16 protein-coding genes and 1 tRNA gene are annotated in these 19,054 nt (G+C 68.1%); 11 read left to right on the top strand and 6 right to left on the bottom strand.

Annotated features, from left to right (window positions below; all coding sequences use genetic code 11):
- Nucleotide 1 precedes the first annotated feature (1 nt).
- Genes QWJ38_RS14310 through QWJ38_RS14300 form a run of 3 tightly spaced genes read right to left on the bottom strand, consistent with a single transcriptional unit; the run spans nucleotide 2 to nucleotide 2,937 of the window.
- The gene (locus tag QWJ38_RS14310; RefSeq protein WP_290359754.1) at nucleotides 2-733 is read right to left on the bottom strand and encodes a ribonuclease activity regulator RraA; all 732 of its coding nucleotides are present in this window, start codon (nucleotides 731-733) and stop codon (nucleotides 2-4) included.
- A gap of 9 nt (nucleotides 734-742) precedes the next feature.
- Nucleotides 743-1,936 (bottom strand): mandelate racemase/muconate lactonizing enzyme family protein, encoded by a 1,194-nt coding sequence (locus tag QWJ38_RS14305; RefSeq protein WP_290359753.1) that lies wholly within the window; start codon nucleotides 1,934-1,936, stop codon nucleotides 743-745.
- A complete protein-coding gene (locus QWJ38_RS14300) occupies nucleotides 1,933-2,937 on the bottom strand; it encodes a Bug family tripartite tricarboxylate transporter substrate binding protein (RefSeq protein ID WP_290359752.1) in 1,005 nt (334 codons plus the stop codon). The genes QWJ38_RS14305 and QWJ38_RS14300 overlap by 4 nt, the downstream gene beginning before the upstream one ends.
- A 93-nt stretch (nucleotides 2,938-3,030) precedes the next feature.
- Between QWJ38_RS14300 and QWJ38_RS14295 the strand changes: the two genes are divergently transcribed.
- The 3 genes from QWJ38_RS14295 (at nucleotide 3,031) to QWJ38_RS14285 (ending at nucleotide 7,137) form a co-directional block, all read left to right on the top strand.
- On the top strand, nucleotides 3,031-4,491 hold the full coding sequence (locus QWJ38_RS14295; protein ID WP_290359751.1) for an aldehyde dehydrogenase family protein: 1,461 nt from the start codon (nucleotides 3,031-3,033) through the stop codon (nucleotides 4,489-4,491).
- Between the two features lie 53 nt (nucleotides 4,492-4,544).
- Complete coding sequence (locus tag QWJ38_RS14290) at nucleotides 4,545-5,540, top strand: porin (RefSeq protein ID WP_290359750.1); 996 nt, start codon at nucleotides 4,545-4,547, stop codon at nucleotides 5,538-5,540.
- A gap of 91 nt (nucleotides 5,541-5,631) precedes the next feature.
- On the top strand, nucleotides 5,632-7,137 hold the full coding sequence (locus QWJ38_RS14285) for a hypothetical protein (protein WP_290359749.1): 1,506 nt from the start codon (nucleotides 5,632-5,634) through the stop codon (nucleotides 7,135-7,137).
- A 217-nt stretch (nucleotides 7,138-7,354) separates the two neighbouring features.
- Here the strand turns inward: QWJ38_RS14285 and QWJ38_RS14280 are convergent, their stop codons facing one another.
- Both QWJ38_RS14280 and QWJ38_RS14275 read right to left on the bottom strand, forming a co-directional pair.
- The gene (locus tag QWJ38_RS14280) at nucleotides 7,355-7,675 is read right to left on the bottom strand and encodes a hypothetical protein (protein WP_290359748.1); all 321 of its coding nucleotides are present in this window, start codon (nucleotides 7,673-7,675) and stop codon (nucleotides 7,355-7,357) included.
- Between the two features lie 8 nt (nucleotides 7,676-7,683).
- Nucleotides 7,684-10,023 (bottom strand): CehA/McbA family metallohydrolase, encoded by a 2,340-nt coding sequence (locus QWJ38_RS14275; RefSeq protein ID WP_290359747.1) that lies wholly within the window; start codon nucleotides 10,021-10,023, stop codon nucleotides 7,684-7,686.
- A 139-nt stretch (nucleotides 10,024-10,162) separates the two neighbouring features.
- Between QWJ38_RS14275 and QWJ38_RS14270 the strand changes: the two genes are divergently transcribed.
- The 4 genes from QWJ38_RS14270 to QWJ38_RS14255 all read left to right on the top strand — a co-directional run bounded on the left by QWJ38_RS14270 (nucleotide 10,163) and on the right by QWJ38_RS14255 (nucleotide 13,495).
- Entirely contained in the window at nucleotides 10,163-10,714 is a 552-nt protein-coding gene (locus QWJ38_RS14270; protein WP_290359746.1) for a DNA-3-methyladenine glycosylase, read from the top strand.
- Between the two features lie 118 nt (nucleotides 10,715-10,832).
- Nucleotides 10,833-12,599, top strand: coding sequence for a RecQ family ATP-dependent DNA helicase (locus QWJ38_RS14265; protein WP_290359745.1), 1,767 nt, complete (start codon nucleotides 10,833-10,835; stop codon nucleotides 12,597-12,599).
- The gene (xth, locus tag QWJ38_RS14260; protein ID WP_290359744.1) at nucleotides 12,596-13,390 is read left to right on the top strand and encodes an exodeoxyribonuclease III; all 795 of its coding nucleotides are present in this window, start codon (nucleotides 12,596-12,598) and stop codon (nucleotides 13,388-13,390) included. Before QWJ38_RS14265 ends, xth begins: the two co-directional genes overlap by 4 nt.
- Nucleotides 13,391-13,418: 28 nt before the next feature.
- Nucleotides 13,419-13,495 (top strand) — tRNA-Met (locus tag QWJ38_RS14255).
- Between the two features lie 179 nt (nucleotides 13,496-13,674).
- Here QWJ38_RS14255 and QWJ38_RS14250 read toward each other — a convergent pair.
- On the bottom strand, nucleotides 13,675-14,577 hold the full coding sequence (locus QWJ38_RS14250; protein ID WP_290359743.1) for a LysR family transcriptional regulator: 903 nt from the start codon (nucleotides 14,575-14,577) through the stop codon (nucleotides 13,675-13,677).
- A gap of 247 nt (nucleotides 14,578-14,824) precedes the next feature.
- Here QWJ38_RS14250 and QWJ38_RS14245 point away from each other — a divergent pair, with 247 nt between their 5' ends.
- The 4 genes from QWJ38_RS14245 to QWJ38_RS14230 are packed head-to-tail and all read left to right on the top strand — an operon-like array spanning nucleotide 14,825 to nucleotide 19,018.
- Nucleotides 14,825-15,241, top strand: coding sequence for a TRAP transporter small permease (locus tag QWJ38_RS14245; protein ID WP_290359742.1), 417 nt, complete (start codon nucleotides 14,825-14,827; stop codon nucleotides 15,239-15,241).
- Nucleotides 15,238-16,560: a TRAP transporter large permease gene (locus QWJ38_RS14240; RefSeq protein ID WP_290359741.1), complete on the top strand. Its 1,323-nt coding sequence runs from the start codon at nucleotides 15,238-15,240 to the stop codon at nucleotides 16,558-16,560. The genes QWJ38_RS14245 and QWJ38_RS14240 overlap by 4 nt, the downstream gene beginning before the upstream one ends.
- Nucleotides 16,561-16,588: 28 nt before the next feature.
- Nucleotides 16,589-17,629: a TRAP transporter substrate-binding protein gene (locus QWJ38_RS14235; RefSeq protein WP_290359740.1), complete on the top strand. Its 1,041-nt coding sequence runs from the start codon at nucleotides 16,589-16,591 to the stop codon at nucleotides 17,627-17,629.
- A gap of 15 nt (nucleotides 17,630-17,644) precedes the next feature.
- Nucleotides 17,645-19,018 (top strand): gallate dioxygenase, encoded by a 1,374-nt coding sequence (locus QWJ38_RS14230; RefSeq protein WP_290359739.1) that lies wholly within the window; start codon nucleotides 17,645-17,647, stop codon nucleotides 19,016-19,018.
- Nucleotides 19,019-19,054 lie beyond the last annotated feature (36 nt).

Genomic DNA, 19,054 nt, shown 5'->3' with positions numbered 1-19,054 from the left:
ATCACAGGTGTGGGTAGCGGGTGCTTTGGCTTCCCGCCCAGGCGGCATAGGCCTGCTGTTGTGTGGCATCGGTGAGGGGATAGAGCCCGAACAGCCCCTCGCCGGCAAGGATGCGCTCATTGACCCAATCTTCGTACATCGTCTGACGGTAGGCCTCCTCGGCCACCTCGTCGGCCAGATGCTGTGGAATCACCACGACCCCTTCGGCGTCACCGACCAGCACATCGCCGGGATAGACCGCGACGCCGCCGCAGGCGATCGGCTGCTGCAGGTCCACCGCATGGTGTCGGATCAGATTGGTGGGCGCGGAGGGCCGCTGGTGGAAGGCGGGAAAGCCGAGGGCGGCGATCTCCGGGCTGTCGCGGAAGCCGCCATCGGTAATCACCGCCGCGCAGCCGCGCTTCATCAATCGCGTCACCAGCAGATTGCCGCTGGAAGCGGCCTGTGGATCGCCCCGGCTGTCCATCACCAGCACATGGCCGGCGGGGCATTCCTCCACCGCGACACGCTGCGGATGGCGTCGATCATCGAAGGCCTTCAGGCCGTCCAGATCCTCGCGTGCGGGGATGTAGCGCAGCGTGAAGGCCGGCGCGACAAAACGTGCGGCGGCGCTGTTCAGCGGCGACAGGCCTTGCATGAAGACATTGCGAAAGCCGCGCTTGAACAGCACCGTGGTCAGCGTGGCGGTGGAGGCGGCGTTCAGGCGCGCCAGGGTCAGTGCGGTCAGTTCCATGCTTGTTGTCTACTTTCGGGTCAGTGCGGCGCGCGGGCGCCTGGCTTGGAGGAGGAGGCTCTCGCTCTCGGTGCCGGCGTTGTAGCCGCCGTCGGCGATGGCGATATTGCGTTGGCTGGGGTGGCGGGCAATCGCATCGAGCTGCAGGGCCGTGCCCAGGCCCGGCCCTGCGGGGACGTCGATATGCCCTCGTTCGATGTTCAGGGTTTGCGTGATCACGGCGTCGCGCTCAGCCCAGTCCGGGTCCATGCGCTCCAGGACCAGACCATTCGGAATCGCGCTGAGCAGGTGCACCGCCGCGAACTCGGCAACCGGTCCGAGCGAACCGCTGTGCGGCGCCAGTTGCAGCGAATGGGCCTCGGCAATCGCGGCCAACTTGTGCATCTGCGTCAGGCCGCCAAAGCGGCCGGTGTCCGGTTGCACGACATCGACCAGGCCCTCGGTGATGAAGGGCAGCATGTCGCTCAGCGTCGCCAGCCGTTCGCCGGTGGCCAGCGGCAGCGCCAGCTTGCTGCGCACGCGGCGCCAGCCGGGTAGATCATCCGGCGCGACGGGTTCTTCAAGGAACAGAAGCCCCAGTGGTTCCAGCTCGCGGCCAATGGCAATCGCGTCGGCGGCGTTCAGCCACGGCGGCCCATGGAGGTCGACCATCATGTCGATCTCGGGGCCCAGCGCGGCGCGTATCGCGTAGGCGCGTTCCACCACGCCCTTGATGCCGCCCACCTTGATGGCGCGCACGCCTCGTCGCACGGCGGCCTCGGCCGCCGCGACGCTGCTCGCGTGGGTGTAATAGGGCACGGCCTGCCGCAGCGGCCCGCCCAGCAACTGGGAGATCGGGACTCCCAGCGCCTGGGCGCGCAGGTCCCACAGCGCCATGTCGATGGCCGCGATGGCGCCCGAGCCGACCGTGCCCACCTGGCCATGACTCATCACGGCCGTGCGCATGCGCTGGTGCAGGCGCTCGATCGAATGGAGGCTTTCGCCGACCAGGAAGCCGCCCAGATCCTGGACCGCCGCCGCGACCGCGCGAGGCCAACCCGAGCCCTCACCGGTGCCGACCATGCCGCAGTCGGTGTGCACGGTGACAAAGAGCCAGTTGCGGCTGCTGGCCAGCGCACTCTTTCCGGTGGCGGTCCAGCCCGTTTGCGGCGGGCCGCCGGCCTGCATCAGATGGCATTGGATATCGGCGATGCGCATGCTCATTCCGGCTTGATGTTGGCGGTCTTGATCAGGCTGCCCCAGCGGGCAAGCTCGGCCAGGTAGAACTTCTGGAAGTCATCCGGCTGCTTGCTGGTCACGACGGTGTAGCCCAACTGATCGCCGACGCGGGTCGAGAAGCTGCTGCTTGCCGCCGCGGCCACCACGGCCTTGTGGAGCTTGTCGACCACGGCCTTCGGCGTGCCGGCCTTGACGGCGATGCCCTGCCAGCTGCGCACATAGGTCTCCGGCGGCATGCCCAGCTCCGCCGCGCTCTTCACGTCCGGCAGGGCGCTGACGCGCTTGTCCTGCATGACCGCGAGCGCCCGCATCCGGCCCGAGTCCACCATCTGCTTGAGGCCGCCGGACATCAGGTCAAACATCAGGTCGACCTCGCGCGCCAGCAGGGCCTGGTTGGCCGGCGCGCCGCCGCGGTAGGGAACGTGGATGACCGGCACATTCAGGCTGCGCGAGAACAGCTCCAGCGCCAGATGAGAGGAGGTTCCGATGCCGCCGGAGCCGGCCTTGAGACCGCCTTCGGTCTTATGGGCGCTGCGCACCAGATCGACGGGCTGACGAAAGTTGCTGTTGCCGCTCACCAGCATCACGACCGGCACGCTGGTGATCTGCGACACCATCACCAGGTCGGTCTTGGTGTCGTACTTCACGCCCGACAGCCAGGGGTTGGTGGCCAGGTTGACGGCAGAGAACAGCAAGGTATAGCCATCGGCCGGCGAGGACAGCACGGCCGAGGTCGCGATATTGCCGCTGGCGCCGCTGCGGTTGTCGACATTCACCCGCTGTCCCAGTTGCTTGCTCAGCTCTTCGGCAAGCTGCCGGGCCACCGTGTCGGCCGCGCCGCCGGGCGAGAAGCCCACCACCAGGGTGATCGGGCGCTCAGGATAGCTCTCGGCGCGCGCCACCCCGCCGAGCGTGCCGGCCACGACGGCGACGAGGGCTGCGCCGAGCAGCGAGCGTGGCCGGATCGGTGAGCGGATCTTGATCATTTCGTCTCCTTTTATCAGTTGGCAGCGACACCGCATCCGTGCGGGGTTCGCTTGTCCGAAATCATACTATGTACATTTTATAAAATCCATCGTATGCTTTCCAACATGGACCGAAACATCCAACCCCACCCCATCCTGGTCAACGGCGAGTGGCTGCGAACCGCCGATGTCTACGCCGATATCAACCCCTCGAATCTGGACGAATGCGTGGGCGAGTTCCACCTTGCCAGCAGTCAACACGCCGTCCAAGCCGTCGATGCGGCGGTAGGCGCTCTGCCGGGCTGGAGCCAGCAAACGCCGGCCTCTCGCGCCGAGGTGCTGGACCGGGTCGGTCAGGAGCTTCACGCCCGCCGCAGCGAACTGGGGGAATTGCTGGCCCGCGAAGAGGGCAAGACCCTGGCCGAGGCGACGGCCGAGGTGCAGCGAGCCGCGCAGATCTTCAAATTCCATGCGCATGCTGCCGTGGCGGCCGCCGGCGAGATCTTTGATTCGGTGCGGGCTGGCTTGCGGGTCGACGTGAGCCGCGAGCCTGTCGGCGTCGTGGGCATCATCACGCCCTGGAACTTCCCCATCGCCATTCCCGCGTGGAAGATCGCGCCGGCCCTGGCCTATGGCAACACCGTCGTGTTCAAGTCGGCGGAGTCCGTGCCCGCGAGTGCCTGGGCGCTGGTGGAGATCCTGCACCGTCAAGGCCTGCCCCCCGGCGTCCTGAATTTCGTGCCCGGCCCGGGGAAGGCGGTCGGCCAGGTGCTGCTGGACGACAGGCGTGTGGATGCCATCAGCTTCACCGGATCCACGGCGACCGGCGCCCGCGTGGCCGCCGCCTGCAGCGCACGACAGGCGCGCTATCAGACCGAGATGGGCGGCAAGAACCCCCTGGTCATCCTGGATGACGCCGATCTCGAGATCGCCCTGGACTGCGCGGTGCAGGGCGCCTACTTCTCCACCGGCCAGCGTTGCACGGCCAGCTCGCGACTGATCGCGACACCGCAGATCTATGCACGGTTTCGCGAACTGCTCATTGAACGGGTGCGGGCGCTGCGCGTCGGTCATGCGCTGGATGCGCAGACCCAGATCGGCCCCGTCGTGGATGAGATCCAACTGGAGCAGGACCGCGCCTACATCGAGCTGGGAATTGCCGAAGGCGCGTCGCTGGCAAGCGGTGGCGACTTGTTGCGCCGTCCGACGCGGGGGCACTTCCTGAGTCCGGCGCTCTTCGTGGACGCGGACAACGGCATGAGGATCTGCCAGGAGGAGATCTTCGGCCCCGTTGCCGCCCTGATCCCGGCGCGCGACGCCGAGCATGCGTTGACGCTGGCCAACGAAACGCCCTTCGGCCTGTCCGCCGGCGTCTGCACGGCGTCGCTCAAGCTCGCGCACCACTTCCAGCGCCATCTGAAGGCGGGGATGGTGATGGTCAATGCGCCCACCGCCGGCGTCGACTATCACGTTCCCTTCGGCGGCAGCCGGGGCTCGAGCTTCGGTCCGCGCGAGCAGGGGACCCACGCCAAGGAATTCTTCACCCAGGTCAAGACGACCTATATCCGGCCCTGATCGCCGCTTCACGGGCGCCCGCCCATTCACCATAAAAACAGGAGACAGAAAAGATGAACAAAATCTTCCGCCGTTCGATTCCCGCATTGGCCGGCTTGGCGCTGGCGAGCGCCGCCCAGGCGCAGTCCGGTGTGACCATCTATGGCCGCATCGATCTCGGCATTTCCAAGCAGAACGACGGTACCTCCGCCCTGACCGGCAGCAACGGCAAGACCGGGCCGGCCGGCGAGCGCTGGGATGTTCGGCATCTCTCGGAGAACCGGCTCGGCTTCCGAGGCGTCGAGGATCTGGGCGAGGGCCTGAAGGCCGGCTTTCAGATCGAGCACCGCTTCCAGGGCGACACCGGCGTGGCCGACCCGGTGTTCTGGAAAGGGCGCTCCTATGTGTACCTGGAGAACAAGACACTGGGCAATGTGTACCTGGGCCGCGAGTACATCCCGGCCTTCTGGCCGGCCCTGAAGCTCGATCCCTGGGGCTGGGACACGCTGGGCTCGCCCGGCCTGAACCACCAGCTGGCCACCTATCGCATCGATGGCCATGCCCGTGCCAACAACTCGGTTGGCTACAAGTCGCCCAACTTCTCCGGGCTTACCACCAACTGGGCCGCCTCGGCCGGCGAGGGCGTTCGCGATCGCTCCATTGGCGCCAATGTGGAGTACAGCGCCGGACCGGTGTATGTCGCGGCGGCCTTCGACCACCAGAGCGACGCGAACAAGGTCGCCCTGATCGGTGGGGCCTACGACTTCGGGCTCGTCAAGCCGGCCGTGATGTACACCGAAGCCACGACGGCCGGCAAGAAGGCCAGCAACCTGACCATCGCCGCCACGGTGCCGGTGACGGCCCATCTGATCAAGCTGGCCTTTGCCCGGCTCGACCCCGAGGGCGCCAACAACAAGACCGACAAGCTGGGCGCGGGCTTCGAGTACTTCTTCAGCAAACGGACCTCGATCAACTTCGACGTCGGCTCCGCGCTGCAGCAGGGCTCGGTGGCCGGAAAGCCCTTGACCCGTACGACCGCCTTCGACCTCGGCCTGAAGCACAACTTCTGAGCCGGCCAAACACCTGTCCTTCCCGGGGCGCAATGACGGAGACAAATCGATGCGAGTTCTTTTCAGTCTCTTGCTCGGCCTGGCTTGCGCCATGCCGATTCAATCCCACGGCCAGGGCGCCGGCCTGCCTTATGTGGGCAGCGTCAAGCCTCGATCCACGGCCGAGATGCGCAGCGCCGGCATCACCAGCCCCTTCGGCATCGGCGGCGAAACCACCGACCGCGGCTACAGCACCTTCTCGATGTGGAAGGACCATCTGGGCCCGCTGGGGGCACAGAAGATCCGCGTGCAATCCGGCTGGCATTTCATCGAGAAGACCATCACCACGCCGGCCAGCTACGACTTCGGCACGCTGGACGCCATCGTCGACGGCGTGCGCGCCCAGGGGGTGCAGCCCTTGGTCTTCCTCGGCTATGGCAACGAGCAGGCCGGCTGTGTCGATTGCGGCACCAAGGGCTTGGGCGGCGCCGTGCCTACCGGTGCGGGGCGCCAGCGCTTCATCGAGTTCGTCAAGGCCACGGTCAAGCGCTACAACGAACCCACGGTCCGTGTGAGCGACTGGCAGCTCTGGAACGAGCCCGATGGTCATGTCGCGGCGGCGGACTACGGCCCGCTGATCGTCGAGATGGCGAAGGCCATCAAGTCGGTGCAGCCCGGCGCCAAGATCACCATCGGTTCCTTCACCACCGGCGTGCTCGGTGGCACGGCGAGCAGCGGCTATGCCTACGCCCAGCAGGTGCTCGACTACTTTGCCGCCAACAAGGGGCCGACGGTGCCCAATGCCGATGTCAGCGTCGGCTATCACCCCTACTGGTCGCCGCCGGACTACGACTCCTATGCCTCCGAGCTGGCCAAGTTCGATGCCTTCCGCACGCTGGTGGAGGGCAAGGGCTTTCGCATTCGCATGGACGAAAGCGGCGCGCCGTCCGGCCCCTGCCAGTACTACGCCTTCTGCGCGCTGGATTCCGGCTGGAACGAGGAAAGCCAGGCCAAGTGGATGCTGCGCCGCATGCTGGGCGACTTCGCGCGTGGCATCGAGAGCAGCATCTTCACCATCACGGACCTGCACTACGACTCGGGCAAGAACCCCAAGGGACTGCTGGAAACCGGCACCTGGGTCTGGGACCCGAACAACCCCGGCGTGAAGAACGGCGATCAAAGCGTCAAGCGCCGCAAGCAGGCCTACGGCAGCTATCAAAACGCGACCGCCATCTTCGACAGCCGCCTGGTGCGCATCACCGACCATGGCTGCACCGCACCCTGGGGCTATACCGTGCATGCCTATAAGCGCGACGACGCGGGTGTCGAGCGGCGATTCCTGGCGGTCTGGAACCGCACGCTGGCCTTGCCGACCAGCAGCACCGCGGTGAGCAATATCGACATCAGCTGCAGCAACTTCCACTTCACTCGCTATGCCCAGGTCAACACGCTGCTGCCTCGCTTCGTCAATCTGCTCGATGGCAAGGTGTATGCGACCAGCACGGCGATGGTGACCAGCAACAACGCCGCCACCCACAGCCTCAGTCTGAAGGCGGTGCCGGCCAGTGATGCCGTGGTGCTGATCGCCGATCAAGGCATCGCTGCCCTCAACCCCTGATATCCACTGCGAGGCCATCGAATGAAGATCCTTTGCATCTTGCCGCTGCTCTTGTCGCTCGGCGCCTGTGGCGGCGGTAGCGAGACCACGGAGACCCTCGGGGCTCACCCGCTGGCGGAGCCCGCGGCGCCCCACATCGTTGTTGCGGCGCCCGCCGTGAGCGAGACCGAGAGTCCGCCTGCAAAGTAGGGCGGAAGCTGCTCCTTGGCGGGGCGATTCAATCGGCCTGCTGAACGGCCCTGGGCCTGCTTGCGGTCAGCACGCAATCGAACTTCGCGGGACCCAGGTCCTCGATCTCCAGTCGGCCGCCCTTGGCCTGGATCGCCGCCGTCACTTCGGTGGAGCGCAGCAGGCGCGCGGCCAGGCTGTCGGCCTCGTACCAGCCGGTGGCGATGCACTCGATGCGCGTCGCGATCCGGCCCTGGGGATCGACCACCTCAAACGCCGGGGCGCCGTCGGGCATGTCGGCCACGCGCCGGATCGCCCAGCCCTGATTCGCACTCGCGGCGAGCGGGGCGATCAGCAGCAGCGCGCTCAAAGCGCGCTTCACGCCTGGGCCTCCGAGAGCATGCGTTCGTAGAAGCGCCGGGCGCGGTCGTAGAGCCGTGCCTCCTCCTCGCGTTCGGCCGGACGGATGCGCGGCAGCTTCTGATGCCAGCAGGCGTCCACGGCCGCGCGGCACCACTGCGCGCTCTTCTTCACCCGCACCGGCGCCTCCGCCACGGTGGCCCAGACCGGATTGGTGTGGGCGGCGTACATCACGCGCAGAGCGAGCCAGCAGCTGGCCAGGGGCGTGTAGGCGAAGCGCAGCGCCTGCACGCGGCCATCGGCCGCCACGGCGCGCGCTTCCACCGGCTGTCCATTGACGATCAGTTCGACGATCACCTGGCGCGATTCACCGACCCGGGCGCGCTCCAGATGCCAATAGGGCTTGTCCAGCGGCCCGAGCTTGCGGATCGCTTCGGTCTGTGGCGTGACGGCCGGCTCCAGCCGCGCGGCGAAATCGACCTCGATCGCGAGCGCCTGCGGCGCAGCCAGGGAGAGATCGGCGCCGCCGGGTTCGGCCATGCCGTCCGCGCTGCGCACCTTGAAGTCCAGCAGATGCGCGCGACCCTCGCTGACATAGCTTCGCCCCCGCTGAAGCCCCTTGCACCAGGCGGCGTAGCCGAGCGCTTCGTCGAGCTTCACGTAGCTGCGGCCCATGCCCATGCTTTCCTCGAAGAAGCAGGGCCAATCGGTCTCGCCGGCGATGACGGAGCGCAGCCCCACATTCATCGTGTGATACCAGATCGTCATCTCCGCCGCGGGCGGATGGTTGCAGACGCCGATGAAATCCACCAGCCCCTCGGGCAATGTGACGATGTAGTCGTTGGCGCCAATGCCATTGAAAGGGGGCATCAAGGTGTTGGGCAGCTCGGTCGAACCGACCCACAGCCCCACGCCGGCATGCGCGTAGCCGGTGATCGCGCCCTGGCTGCGCGCCCAGCGCAGCACCGGCGCATTGCTGCTGGGCCGTTGCTCGATCCTGCTGCTGCCGGGGTAGTCCATCGTCTGCATCTGCAGCAGCGCCAGATGGCCGCAGTGCGAGGAGGGGAAACCGCTGACTTCCAGGTCGTAGTGCAGGATGTGGCCGGGCCTGGAGACGCTCGCGTCCCCGCCCGTGAAGAATGTCTTCTGGTGATAGAAGCCCGGCCCCCAGGTCAGCACCGCGCCGATGGCCAGGCCTTCACCCTGCACCTGCGGCGCCATCACCTCGGGCCCCACGCCCTGTTCCGGCTGCTCGTAGTGGGCGCAGCCAGCGGCGTGGATGTGGTGGTCGCCGCTGTACCAGCCGCGCGCGCCCGGATCGATCCAGCGTTCAAGCTGGAAGGTCCAGCGCAGGTCGCCCGTCTCGGGCACGCGGCGCTGGCTGGTCTTCAGCAGGTACTCGGGCCCGCGCTGCAACTCCACCTTGTAGTCTCCGGCCGGCAGGCTCAGCGTCTGGCCGTCGGCGCGGTAGACCTTGCGCTGGAAGAACAGGTCCGGCAGGCGGCGGCGGGTTTGCGAGGGAACGACGCGGCCCAGCGAGTCGGTCACGGCCAGCGAGGCCGTGACGGGGCGGCCATCGACGTGGCGTATGTTCAGGCTGACCGTGCGGGCGGGAAGCACCTGGAACGTGACGTTCACCCGATCCCGGCCGCCGATGTCGCCGGTGCCCGGGCCGATGTCGAGCGCGAGGGTGGCGCTGCGCAGGCCCGCGTCGGCGGCATACAGCCGGATGATCTTGAAGTCCAGCGGCAAGGCCTCCAGGCTCGCGTCCAGCGGTGCCAGGTCATGCACATCCAGGTCCAGCCAGCGCAGCGCCAGATCGCCCCGCGTGGTGGACACCGCCTGCTGGCCCATGCTGCCGGCGGGCGTGGCGCCGGGGGGATGCAGGCCGTTGAGGGGAAGGGCGCTGGTGCTGCTGGCGCCGAGCTTGCCAGGCACCAGCGCGGGGCTGCTGATGCGCACGAGAAAGAGCCGCCAGCCGCCCTGCACCAACTGCGGTCGCAACAGGCCCCGTTTCACGCTGACCCGCGCCTCGGCGTTGATGCTGGCGCTCAGCAGCACACGGGTTTGAAGCAGCGCCACAGCGGCCCGCGCAGCCTCGGCCAGCTGGCCGGCTGCCATCTGGGCATCTATACGGTCGACCTCGCTGCTCGGCAGCGCTTCACCGGCGCGCGCCAGGCTTTCCTTGACGCGTTGGAAGAGGCCCAGCAGCGGCTGGGCCAGCTCCGCCGGCAGCGCCTCCGCATCGGGGGCCGCCATTCGATGGGCCGCATGCGGGTCGGTCGCGGCGGCGGCCGGCAGGGCGAGCGTGGCAATGCCGCCCAGCACCCGGCGGCGGTTCGGCTCAGGCGTGTTCATTCAGCTATTCTCCGAACAGACCCCGGCTGCCAGTCAGGCGGTGCGTCCCCGGGGCGATGTTATCGGTGCCGGATGGGGCGCCGCAGTGGCCATCGATCCGACTCGCGCCTCCCGCGTCTCCCATTTGCCCCAGCCGCCCATGGCCCTGAACTTCGCGCAAAGCCCGCTCATCGTGGCCCGGCAGCTGATTGGCTGGACCCTGCTGGTCGACGGCGTCGGCGGCCTCATCGTCGAGACCGAGGCCTACGAGATGGACGACCCCGCCTCGCATTGCTTCGGCGGGCGCACGGCGCGCAACGGCTCCATGTTCGGACCGCCCGGCCATGCCTATGTCTACCGCAGCTACGGCCTGCACTGGTGCCTGAACTTCGTCTGCCGCGAGCCCGGTCATGGCGCCGGCGTGCTGATCCGCGCGCTGCAGCCGACGCAGGGCCTGGCGCGGATGAGCGAGCGGCGCGGCACCCAGCGGCCGCGCTTGCTGGCCTCGGGGCCCGGCCGGGTCGGCCAGGCGCTGGGCATCGACCGCTCCTTTGACGGCCTGTCGCTGAGCCGGCCGCCGTTCGAACTGCTGGCGCCGGCGGCCGGCGTGGAGCTTGCCTGCGGCACCCGCATCGGCATCAGCAAGGCCGTCGATCGGCCCTGGCGCTTCGGCCTGGCGGGCTCGCCCTTCCTCAGCCGGCCCTTGGCCTGAACACGCGCGCGGCGCTTCTCGCACGGCCTGTCGGAAAACATCCCGCCCGCGGCTAGGACCGGCCCGCATTCGATCGGCGATCCGCGAAATCGGCCGCGCCAGCCGCTAGGCTGGCACGATGCAGTCCTCCCTTTCCAGGCCGGGCGTGCGCGGCGCGCCGGCATCGGCGGTGACCCTGCTGGCCCGCATCCCCACCCAGCTGCGCAAGGTCTTCGGTCTGCGCCGCCTGCGGCCGGGCCAGCAGGAGGCGATGAGCCGGGCGCTGCGCGGCCTGAACACGCTGGCCGTGATGCCGACCGGCGCCGGCAAATCGCTGTGCTATCAGCTGCCGGCAACCCTGCTGCGCGGCGTGACCGTGGTCGTCTCTCCGCTGATCTCGCTGATGCAGGACCAATGCGAGAAGGCCCGCGGCCTGGGCATCGCCGCCGTGCAGCTGCACAGCGCGCTGTCGGCGCAGCAGACCGAGGAGGCCGAGCAGGCGCTGGCGGCGCGGCGCGCGCGCCTGGTCTTCACGACGCCGGAGCGGCTGGCCGACGCCGGCTTCCAGGCGCTGCTGCTGGAGCACCAGCGCATCGCCCTGCTGGTCGTCGACGAGGCCCATTGCATCTCGCAGTGGGGGCATGACTTCCGCCCGGCCTTTGGCGAGATCGGCGCGCTGCTGCCCGCGCTGGGCTCGCCGCCGGTGCTGGCCCTGACCGCCACCGCCAACGAGGAGGTGATGGCCGATATCTGTGCGCAGCTGGGCATCCCGGCCGCCGGCCTGCTGGCGGGCAGCAGCTACCGGCGGAATCTGCGGTTCGGCGTCGAGGCCGTGGCCGACGAGCCGGCCAAGCTTCGGCGCCTGCTCGAGATCGTGGCGGCTGCCGAGGGGCCGGCCATCGTCTATGTCGCCACCGTCAAGGCGGCCGAGGCCGTCCATGCGGCCCTGCTGGAGGCCGGGGTCGCGGCCGGGCTCTATCACGGCAAGCTCGCCAAGGCGCAGCGCCAGCAGAGCCAGCAGGCCTTCATGGCCGGCAAGACGACGCTGATGGTGGCGACCAATGCCTTTGGCCTGGGCATCGACAAGCCCGATATCCGCCTGGTGCTGCACTACCAGCTGCCGGCCGGGCTCGATGTCTACTACCAGGAGGCGGGTCGGGCCGGCCGCGACGGCGAGCCCGCGCGCTGCCTGCTGCTGTTCCTGTCCGGCGATCGGGCGGTGCAGCAGTTCTTCCTCAACGGTCGCTACCCGAGCCCGGAGGACGGCCAGGCGCTGATGGCACTGCTGGCCAGGGCGGGGCCCGACGAGTCGCCCTGGACCCTGGGCGCGCTGCAGCAGAAGTTGCAGCGGCCGGCGGCCAAGCTGCGGGTGCTGCTGAACCTGCTGCGCCGCGAGGGCTGGCTGCGCCAGGACGAGGCGGGCCGGCTCGTCCCCGATGCGGCGCAGCGCCAGTTGCCCGATCTGCAGGCGCTGCTGGCGCGCTATGTCGACAAGCGCGAGCAGGACCAGCTGCGCCTGGAGCAGATGGTGGCCTATGCGCAGACCGGCGCCTGCCGCTGGCGCACCTTGCTGGAGGCCTTCGAGGAAGCGCTGCCCTTCGAGGGCGGGCGCTGCGGCGCTTGCGACAACTGCCGGCGCATGGCCGCCCATGAGCGCGAGGCCGAGGCCATCGTCATCGACGCGGGCGATGCGCCGGCCGGCGCGCCGCGGCGCCCGCGCTTTGCCGAGGGCGATTGCGTGCGGGTTCGGCGTTATGGCATCGGCACCGTGGTCGAGGCCAGCAGCGAAGCGATCACCGTCGCCTTTGCCGAGGCCAGGCGCAGCTTCCATCCGGACTTCGTCAAGCCGGCGCGCCCCCGTCCGCCGCGCCCGCCGGACGCGATCGACAAAGGCGCCGCGCCATGAAAATCGCCAGCTTCAATATCAATGGCATCCAGGGCCGGCTTGCCACCCTGCTCGGCTGGCTGGAACGGGCCGCGCCCGACGTCGTCTGCCTGCAGGAGCTGAAGACCGCCTCCGCCAACTTTCCCGTGGCGGCGCTGGAGCGCGCCGGCTATGGCGCGATCTGGTGCGGCGAGAAGGGCTTCAACGGCGTCGCCATCCTGGCCCGCGGCCAGCAGCCGCTGGAGGTGCGCCGCGGCCTGCCCGGCGATCCGCAGGACCGGCAGAGCCGCTATATCGAGGCCGCGATCGACGGCACGCTGATCGCCTGCCTCTACCTGCCCAACGGCAATCCGCAGCCGGGGCCCAAGTTCGACTACAAGCTGGCCTGGTTCGAGCGCCTGATCGCGCAAGCGGCGGCCTATGTCGCGCGCCAGGAGCCGGTGGTGCTCGCCGGCGACTACAACGTCGTGCCCAGCGACGAGGTGGCCGATATCTACAACCCGCGCTCCTGGCTCAAGGATGCGCTGCTGCAGCCGCAGAGCCGCGCGGCCTACCGGCGCCTGCTTGATCAGGGATGGGTCGACGCGATTGCCCAGCAGCATCCGGGCCAGCCGATGTACACCTTCTGGGACTACTTCCGCCAGCGCTGGCCGCGCAACGCCGGCCTGCGTATCGATCATCTGCTGCTCAATGCCGCCGCGGCCCGGCGGCTGCAGCAGTCCGGCGTCGATCGAGAGATGCGCGGCGGCGAAAAGCCCAGCGACCACGCGCCGGTCTGGATCACTTTGAAGCCGCCGCGGCGGGGGCGCTGAAGAACTCGGCTACAATGCCAGCTCCAGTCGCGGGGTGGAGCAGTCTGGTAGCTCGTTGGGCTCATAACCCAAAGGTCGTAGGTTCAAATCCTGCCCCCGCAACCAAGCCAGAACGAAACGCCAACCGAGAGGTTGGCGTTTTGCTTTGTGTGGCGCGGCGGCACTTGTCGCCTAACGCTGCAATTCGACGTCAGGCATCAACGATGACGCGGTTGATGATCGGAAGGCGCGGCCATAGGCCCTTGACCGCATTCTTTGCAGGCGCCCCGGAGCATTAGGTACGCTCAGCCGGCGCTGGTGAGGTAATGCGCGGCGCGGTGCAGATGGGCGAGGAAGTGCCGCACGCTGGGCTTCAGCGCTGCGTCGCTGCGCGCCAGCGCACCGAGGCTCAGCTTCAGCGGCCCCTCGGCCACCGGCACGATTTCCAGATGCTGGACGGCGAAGGCATGCTGGGCGATCTGCTGCGGCAGCAGGCCCAGACAGTTGCCGCTGGCGACGATGGACAAGAGGCCCAGGGTCGAGTTGACCAGCGCGCCGGCCGGCGGCGGCTTCAGGCCACGGCGCTCGTACAGGGTCTTCGCATAACCCGATTCGGCATTGGCGCCGGTATAGACCCAGGGCGCGTCGGCCAGCTCGGCCAAGGAGCGCGCGCGCGCCAGCGGATTGCCCCGGCGCGCGACGATGACCATGTCGATCGGCATCAGCGTCTCGATCGCGAATTCGCCGGGCGGCAGATGCTCGGGCAGTGGGCCAAGCGCGATGTCGACCTCGCCCTTGCGCAGCCTCGTCAGCTGCTCGATATAGAGCTCCTCGTAGACGCGCAGCTGGATTTGCGGGAACTCGCGGCCGAAGGTGCGCAGCGTCTCCGGCACCAAGAGCATCACGGCCAGCGGCACGGCGCCTATCGTCAGCGAGCCCGTCATGCGCCCGCCGAGCTGGCCGATCTGCTCGACCGCCTGCGCCAGCTCGCGGTCGGCCGCCTGCGCGCGCTCGTAAAGCACCATGCCCTGGGCCGTCGCCAGCACACCGGTGGTCGAGCGCAACAGCAGCGTTGTCTCGAGCTCGCGTTCGAGCTCGCGAATCATCTTGGTCAGCGCCGGCTGCGAGACGCCGATGCGCCGCGCCGCCGAGCGCAGGCTGCCCTCTTCGATGGCCGCGACCAGCGCGCGCAGATTGGTCAGCTTCATGTTTTCCATGATAACGCCCGGTTATCGCGGTCGGCTGCGCGGCATCTTTTAGGCCGCGGTCGGTCTTCCTAGACTGCGGCCCAGATTTGACCCAGATCAAAAAACGGGAACCGAGCCGCGCCTGCCGCGGCGATCACAGGAGACGTCGTTGGATCAGCAGTTGGCCGGCGCGCACATGCGCCGTTTGGAAAGGCTTTGCGACGCGAGTGCCGCGATCGGAGCCCTGGTATTGGTGGCCGTGGCCTGCATGACCACCATCAGCGTGATCGGCCGCGCCTTCTTCGCGCATCCGATCCTCGGCGATGTCGAGCTGGTGCAGCTCGGCAGCGCCATCGTCGTCGCGTCCTTCCTGCCCTACACGCAGCAGCGGCGCGCCAACATCATCGTCGACTTCTTCACCAGCTCGGCCAGCATCGGCGCGCAGCGTCGCATGGATGCGCTTGGCACGCTGCTCTATACCGGGGTGATGGCGCTGGTGTGCTGGCGGGTCGGTGTCGGCGGCCTGGACATGTTCACCACGCAGGAACGCTCGATGCTGATGGACCTGCCGCTGTGGATTCCCTATCTGCTGATGCTGCCGGGCCTGGCGCTGTGCGTCGTGATCGGCGCCGTGCAATCGGCCGAGCTGCTGCGCGGCCCGGGCGCTGCGGAGGTCGCACGATGAGCAGCCTGTCTATCGGCTTGATGATGTTCGGCGCGATGCTGCTGCTGATGGCGGTGCGGGTGCCGATCGCGATCGCGATGTTCGTGCCCGGCGCCGTCGGTTATATCGCGCTGTCGGGCTGGCTGCCGCTGCTGGCGCATCTGAAGGGCGCCGTCTATGGCCGCGTCTCGGTCTACGACCTGTCGGTGATCCCGCTGTTCATGCTGATGGGCGCCGTCGCGGTGCAGGGCGGCCTGTCCAAGGCCTTGTTCGATTTCGCCAATGCGCTGCTGGGCCGCTTCAAGGGCGGCATGGCGATGGCAGGCGTGCTGGCCTGCGCGGCCTTCGGCTCGATCTCTGGCTCGACGGTGGCGACGACGGCGACGATCGCCCAGGTTGCCTATCCGCAGATGCGCCGCATCGGCTATTCGGGGCGCCTGGCGACGGCCGCGCTGGCCACCGGCGGCACGATGGGCGTGCTCTTGCCGCCCTCGGTGACCTTGATGGTCTACGCCATCCTGACCGAGCAGAACATCACCAAGATGTTCCTGGCCGCCTATGTGCCGGCGCTGATCGCGGCGATCGGCTACATCATCGCGATCGCCGTCGTCGTGCGCCTGCATCCGCGGCAGGCACCGGCCGCACAGGCCGCCTCGCGCGCCGAGGTCTTCGCCAGCGGCCTGAAGGTCTGGCCCATCGTCGCGATCTTCGCCGTCGTCTTCGGCGGCATCTATGGCGGGCTCTTCACCGCCACCGAGGGCGCGGCGATCGGCAATGTGCTGACCTGCGCGATCACCTTGCTGCGCGGCGAGATGGATGCGGGCAAATTCGTCGCCGCCGTGCGCACGACGGCGCAGACCAGCGGCATGATCTTCCTGATCTTCATCGGCGCCGACATGATCAATGCGGCGCTGGCGCTGTCGCAGCTGCCGGCCCAGCTCTCGTCGATGGTCGGCCATCTGGCGATCCCGCCGCTCTTGGTGATGGCCGGCGTGATGGTCTTCTACATCCTGCTCGGCTGCGTGATGGACGAGATGAGCATGATCCTGCTCACCGTGCCCACGCTGTTCCCGGTCATCATGGGCATGGACTTCTTCGGCCTCGGCGGTGCCGACAAGGCACTGTGGTTCGGCATCCTGATCCTGACCGTCTGCGAGATCGGCATGATCTTTCCGCCGGTCGGACTGAACGTCTACATCATGAACGGCCTGGCGCGCGATGTGCCGATGGTCGAGACCTACAAGGGCGTGGTCCCTTTCCTCGTCACCGACGGGCTGCGCCTGTCGCTGCTGATCGCCTTCCCCGCCACCGCGCTGTGGCTCGTCCATCGCCTGACCTAGTCCTAGAAGAAGCAAGGAGACCTTTCCAATGAATTTCCGCCACTTGCTGGCCGCCTGCGGCCTGCTTGCAGCCGCTGCATTGCCCGCCCGCGCCGAAGAGATCACGCTGAAGCTGCACTTCCACCTGCCGCAGACCTCCTTCGCCAACACCCTGTTCATCCAGCCCTGGTGCGAAAAGATCGCCAAGGAGTCGAACCAGCGGATGAAGTGCCAGATCTATCCGTCGATGCAGCTCGGCGGCACGCCGCCGCAGCTCTACGACCAGGTGAAGGATGGCGTCGCCGACATCGTCTGGACCCTGCCCGGCTACACGTCCGGCCGCTTCCCGACCGTCGAGGCCTTCGAGCTGCCCTTCATGATGCAGAGCCCCGCCGCCACCAGCCGCGCGCTGTGGGACTATGTGCAACAGCACGCGCAGAACGAGTTCAAGGACGTCAAGCCGCTGGCCTTCCATGTGCACGGCGACGGCGTCTTCCACATGGCCGGCAAGCCGGTGCGCACGATGGCCGATCTGCGCGGCCTGAAGCTGCGCGCGCCGACCCGGCTGACCAACAAATACATCGCGATGCTGGGCGCCACGCCGGTCAGCATGCCGGTGCCGCAGGTCGGCGATGCGCTGTCCAAGGGCGTCATCGACGGTGCCGTCGTGCCCTACGAGGTCGTTCCCTCGGTCAAGCTGCAGGAGCTGGCCAAGTTCCATTCCGAGATCGACCCCGCCGAGCCGGCCTTCTACACCTCGACCTTCATCTTCGCGATGAACAAGGCCAAGTACGAGTCGCTGCCGGCCGATCTGAAGAAGGTGATCGACAACAACAGCGGCCAGGCGCTGTCCGGCCAGATCGGCCGCGCCTTCCTGCAGGCCGATCGCGAGGGCAAGGCCCTGGTGCCGGCCGCCTCGGTCAACGTAATCCCGGCCAGCGAGCTGGCCGCATGGAAGGCGCTCGGCAACAAACTGGCCGCCGACTGGGTCAAGGAGATGGACGGCAAGGGCCTGAACGGCACCAAGCTGCTCGAGGACGCCAAGGCCCTGATCGCTAAGCACGCGACCACGCGCGTGCAGATGGACTGACGACGTATAGCAGCCATGGCCCAGATCATCGGCGGCATCGCCGCCTCCCACACCCCGACGATCGGTTTCGCCTTCGATCGCGACAAGCGCGACGACCCGGTCTGGGCGCCGATCTTCGAGGCCTTCGAGCCGGTGCAGCAGTGGATTGCCGAGCGCCATCCCGACGTGCTGCTCCTGATCTACAACGATCACGTCACTTCCTTCTTCTTCGACCACTACTCGGCCTTCGCCCTGGGCATCGGCGAGCGCTGGGCCGTGGCCGACGAGGGTGGCGGTGCGCGCGATCTGCCGGCGATCAATGGCGACCCGGGTCTGGCCGCGCATATCGGCCGCTCGCTGATGGCCGAAGAGTTCGATATGTCCTTCTTCCAGGACAAAGGCCTGGACCATGGCTGCTTCTCGCCGCTGTCCATGATGTGTGCCCCCAAGCGGCCGCAAGCGTTCGCTGCCCCCCTGGGAGGATCGGGCAGCCCGGCGGAGCCGGATCAGCCCGAGTGCCCGCACGAGCCGGCCTGGCCGGTGCGCCTGGTGCCGCTGCAGATGGGCGTGCTGCAGTTTCCGATCCCCAGCGCGCGGCGCTGCTACAAGCTGGGCCAGGCGCTGCGCCGCGCGATCGAGAGCTACCCCGAGGACCTGAAGGTCGCCATCGTCGCCACCGGCGGCCTCTCGCACCAGGTGCACGGCGAGCGCGCCGGCTTCAACAACACCGAGTGGGACGCGCGCTTTCTCGACCTGTTCGAGAGCGACCCCGAGGCCCTGGCCGACATGACCCATGCCGAGTTCGCGACCCTGGGCGGCTGCGAGGGCTCCGAGGTCATCATGTGGCTGGTGATGCGCGGCGCGCTCGGCGCGCAGCTGAAGCGCCTGCACCGCAGCTACTACCTGCCCTCGATGACCGGCATCGCGGCGGCGATCTACGAGCCCAGCCAGCCGCAGGCGCTGCCCGCCGCGGTGCTCGAACGCCAGCGCGCGCAGACGGCCGCGCAGCTGGCCGGCGCCGAGGCCTTGACGGGCACCTATCCCTTCACGCTCGAGCGCAGCATCAAGGCCTACCGGCTGAACCGCTTCCTGCATCAGCTGGTGGTGCCCGAACAGCGCGCCGCCTTCCTCGCCGATCAGGAATCCGCCTTCGAGCGCGCCGCGCTGAGCGAGGTCGAGCGCGATCTGGTGCGCCGGCGCGACTGGCGCGGCCTGATCCATTACGGCGTGATCTTCTTCATGCTGGAAAAGCTCGGCGCCGTCATGGGCGTGTCCAACCTGCACATCTACGCGGCAATGCGCGGCGAATCGCTGGAGGCCTTCCAGCGCACGCGCAATACCAAGGCGCTGTATTCGGTCGCCGGCAAGGATGCCGACGCGCTGGACTGGAACAAGAACGACAAGCAGTAAGTAGCAGCCCCCTCCCGAATCCCCACACCCTCAACC

The sequence above is a fragment of the Roseateles violae genome (genome assembly GCF_030410485.1).
Taxonomy (GTDB): Bacteria; Pseudomonadota; Gammaproteobacteria; order Burkholderiales; family Burkholderiaceae_C; genus Roseateles_D; species Roseateles_D violae.
Note: the sequence above shows the minus strand (reverse complement) of the source record. Positions and strands in the feature narration are given on the sequence as shown.